This window comes from Roseiarcus sp. (assembly GCF_052145395.1).
Lineage (GTDB): Bacteria > Pseudomonadota > Alphaproteobacteria > Rhizobiales > Beijerinckiaceae > Roseiarcus.
In genome coordinates this window covers 1-3,969 of the sequence record NZ_JBKQOT010000139.1, presented here as the reverse complement: position 1 = coordinate 3,969, position 3,969 = coordinate 1, and the positions used below count along the sequence as shown (strand labels likewise).

Annotated in this window: 3 protein-coding genes; all 3 read right to left on the bottom strand. The window is 64.6% G+C overall.

Annotation, left to right across the window (positions count from 1 at the left end):
* Window positions 1-184: 184 nt before the first annotated feature.
* Window positions 185-1,207 (bottom strand): type VI secretion system baseplate subunit TssG, encoded by a 1,023-nt coding sequence (gene tssG / locus ACLP25_RS04865; RefSeq protein ID WP_442468099.1) that lies wholly within the window; start codon window positions 1,205-1,207, stop codon window positions 185-187.
* Entirely contained in the window at window positions 1,204-3,162 is a 1,959-nt protein-coding gene (gene tssF / locus ACLP25_RS04860) for a type VI secretion system baseplate subunit TssF (protein ID WP_442468098.1), read from the bottom strand. Before tssF ends, tssG begins: the two co-directional genes overlap by 4 nt.
* A 3-nt stretch (window positions 3,163-3,165) precedes the next feature.
* Window positions 3,166-3,969, bottom strand: an 804-nt coding sequence (tssE, locus tag ACLP25_RS04855) for a type VI secretion system baseplate subunit TssE (RefSeq protein WP_442468097.1), incomplete at its 5' end; no start/stop codon positions are given.

The window sequence follows — 3,969 nt, the reverse complement described above, 5'->3', positions numbered from 1 at the left end:
CGTGAGCGCGATGTCGGTCTTGTCCTTCTGCAGGAGCTGGAAGATCCAGTGACCGAGTTCGATGTTACGGTTGCCCGCGGTTTTGGCTTGGCGAAGGCCGAGAATGAAGGCCTCGTAGCCGACACGGTTCAGTTTTCCGGCGACTGATTCAACACTGATGTCTGCGCCCATCCCGAACCCCTCCCTAATTCGCTCTCGATCCCTTGCGCCGCCGGTCGAGGCGGCTTTCGACATGAAAATGCGCGTCCCTGCGAATCGTCTCGTCCGACTTGGACCAGTTCGGCGCCATCCAACTGGTCCAGCCGAGTTGCGCTTTTTGGCCCAGGCGAACCGGCGTGATTTCGCCGGCTGGTATCGCGAGCTCCATGTCCCAGTCGTACTCCTCGCCCGTGTAAAGGAAAATTGCGTCGGCGATTTCGAGCGCGAGGGGCGAACCGGGCAGGAACTGCTTGAAATGTTCAATCTCGCGTACGTAGACCCGGACGCGGAACTTGTTGTCGACCCCGTACATGCTGGAGCCGGCGACGCAATCGACGCCGAGACCGCTGTTCTTCGACCCGAGGCTGGTTTGTTCGCTCGGCTCAAGCATCAGCCAGGCGCCGACGAACTCCTCAATCTCGACGCGGGTCTTGAGCAGGCTCGCCAGAAACGACCGGAGCCGCGAGGCGCTCTTGACCCGGGGCGCAAGCAGTCCAGCGAACTGCAGCTTGGCGAAGTCGGAGATCGAGTCGGCGTTTCGGAACGCGCGCGTGCCGATGCCGATCGTCGAGCCGATGTAGGCGAGAAATCGGTCCTCATCGGGTCGGTCGTTTTGGGCGACGGGCTGCGAATCCGCCCACGCCCGAAAGAAAAGGGCGAGGAACCGGCGCTGGAAGATATCGACGAACTCGACGAAAGCGTCATCTCGCTCGCGGAGCCAGCCCCACGCCTCCTCGGTCGTGGTGAGCGGCAACGCCCCCTGCGGCCCGAACATTCCGAGGAACCGCGCCTTGAGCCGGACGCGGCCGCTTGCGTCGGCGTTCGCCGATTCGACGTTCGAGTCCGGGAAAGCGAAATAAGGATTTTCGCCCACGGTGACGAACTCGTCGGCGAGCGTGCGCGCGTCGCCGATGCGCGGCTTTCCCGGATTCTCCCGCTCCAGCCGGCGCAGGACGGTGAACAGGTCGAACTGCCAGGGCTCGGCCAGGAGCTCGCTGCGGTAGGTCACAGGACGCCCCTAAGGCCGATGCGCGGCGGCCAGCGCATAATTTGGCCGCGCTCGGGGCTTCGTACGACCGTTTGGGTGAAGTGGTTGATTGCGACGTATTCGGCGAAGAAGCGGTCGAGAACCGCGCCGAGGAGAAACGCCCCCGAGCCCTCGAACGCCTTTTCCTCCAGCACGACCGTGATTTCCAGACCGCGGGCGGCGGCGGCGCCTTCCGGCTGACGGAGCCGCCGCACAATCGGGCGCGTATCCACGCTCTTGATGCCGCGAATCTTTCGATCGGTCGCGTTGTCGGCCAGGTCGGCGAACAGGATCATCATCTCCTGCAGCGCTTTGGCGCCGTCACCGCCGGCGCGCTCGGCCAGCCCCAGATGGTTGAGGCTAAGCATGCTGACCAGACGCCAGGCGACCTCGCCAGTTGAGACCTCTTGTCCTCTGTTTTCGAACGCCGCCAGCGGCGGCTCGAACGGACGGGTCGGCCCGGCGACGCAGCGCAGCACGAGCTCAGCGTCCTCCAGAAAGCGGAAATCTGCGCCGCTCTCGCCGACCGGAAGGTGCTGCGCGAGGTGCCGGTTGGTGCACAAAGCTTGGACGCTCAGCTCCGCCACGCGCTGGACCTCGTTCGGGTCGCTGCGCTCGCCGAGCGACAGGAAGACGTCGGAGCCGGCGTAGGCCGACACTTGGCCGTACTTCTTCTCCTCGACCGTCAGTCTGCGCGGCGCCCGGCGGATGGTGTAGGAGAGGCCGGTCGCGGAACGCGCGGCCGTCGCCGAGTAGAGCGGCTCGACCGGGACCTTCTGCGGCGCGCCGGGGATGTGGGCGAAGACTTTTGTCACCCGGTTGGTCTCGAAATCGAGCAACCGGCTGCGGTCGGGAATGACGGCGAACTCAAACTGGTTCGAGCGCACCGGAATGCGATCGAGCGTCTTGTCGAACAGGTTGACGCCAGGCGCGGCGTAGAGCGCAAAGAACTCCTTGCGCACCGCCGCGGCGAGTTGCGGTTTCACCTCGTCGAAGGCGAGGACGATGTCGACGGTCTTGGCCTCGAGACGGCCCGAGACCTCAGCGAGTCCGTTCAGGTCGAAACCGAGAAAACGGCGGGGAAAGGCGAAATAGTCGCGCAGGAAGTCAAAGCCGCGGAATAGCTCATGGTCGTTCGGGATCAGCGACTCGTTCTCGCCGAAACCGATCTGCTGCACCATGTCCGGGCGGCCTGCGGCGTAGACCGGGTCGCCGAACGAATCGAGGACGCGGAAATAGAGGCCGCGGCAATGCGCGAACAGCTGCTCGTACATCGCCACCGCGTCAACTTCGGAACCGAGCAGGTGAAACCGCAGGGAGCGGACGCGGCACGCCGAGAACCGGAGCTCGGGCTTGGCGTAAGCCTCCTTGTCTGCGGGCTCGTCCTCCGGTCTTCCCGCCGCGCGGACAGTGAGTTGCAGCCGCAGGCAGGCGACGCAGTCGCCTCCGGCGCCAGGGACGAGCGCCTGCACAGCCGCCGTGCTGGTGAGGTAATCGGCCTTGACGATGTCGAAGGGCCACAAGGAGATCGGCGTGGCGAGGGTGAAACGGCAGGCGATGTTGCGCTGCGCCTCGCGGTAGGTCGCATCGAAAAAGGCGCCGCGAGCGATCGTGCGTCCCTCGCGCAACGAAGGGTCGCCGTATTTGGGCGCCGCCTGGACGAGCACGAAAGACGGAGTCGGGGCGAGATAGTGCGGCGCGATCTGATCGATCAAGTTGGTGGTGAAATCAGCGAACTCGTGCTTGAGCTTGAGCTGCACCCGAGCCGCGAGGAAGGCGGCGCCCTCGAGCAGCCCGCCGATCATCGGGTCGATCTTGTCCTCGAGAAGGCCCCCCAGCCGCTCGGCCACGCCCGGATACGCTTGGGCGAACTCCGCCGCCTGTTCCCGCAGGATCGCCAGCTCCTGATTGTAGAACTTGAGGAACTCGCGGTTCATCGGTCAGAGCCGATCGATTCTGATCTTGCCCGAATCCAACTCGACCTCCGCGACAAACTGCATGGGAACGTTCACCGGCTGCATTCGGAGATCGGCGGTGACCAGGAAGCGCACTCTGAGCTCGTCTGGTGACACTTTGTCGTCCCGGCGCACCTTTATCGACTTCGCCGCGAGCCGCGGCTCGAAATCGTGCAGGGCTGTTTCGATCTCCCTCGCCACCCCATGAACCGCGTCTTCGTCGATCGACATGCGCGCGAGGTCGCGCAATCCGAAATTGAGAACCGATCGGCGCACCTCCGGGACATCGGACAGATCTTCCGCCGATTCCATATTTACGGTGTTCATCAGCGCACTGACGTCCTCGCCGACGAGCTTGCGTAACTCGCCTTCGGTAATCGGCGCACGGGTTGTCACGCGCCGCGACGCCAGCACACGATCGCCATCTTCGCGGACGTCGACCGCAACCGCCGCATCGCGCTCGCGATGCGCGGCGCGAAAAGCATGCATCAACGGCGGCGCCAGCCGATCGCTCTTTTTGGCGGCCATCGGGGGGTTCCTGCCGTCGCGCCTAGCGGTCGTTGCAGCGGATCGCGGCCGGACCCAGGCGAACCGAGTTGTAAGAATCTGCACGGGGAAGGTCTTGCTGGTGTCCGTATCTTCGAAGGTCAACGAGCCGTTGGTGGACACATACTCCAATCCCGCCACCGCGGTGCCGGGCAGCGTGCTGAAATCCACCGAGATCGGACTCGTATGGCCATTCGTGCGGAGGACGGTGACGTAGAGGAACCCGGCGCCTTCCCCGACGAC

Excerpts from the sequence above, each read along its gene's own strand:
- tssF (WP_442468098.1), bottom strand. The coding sequence starts at position 3,162 with ATGAACCGCGAGTTCCTCAAGTTCTACAATCAGGAGCTGGCGATCCTG.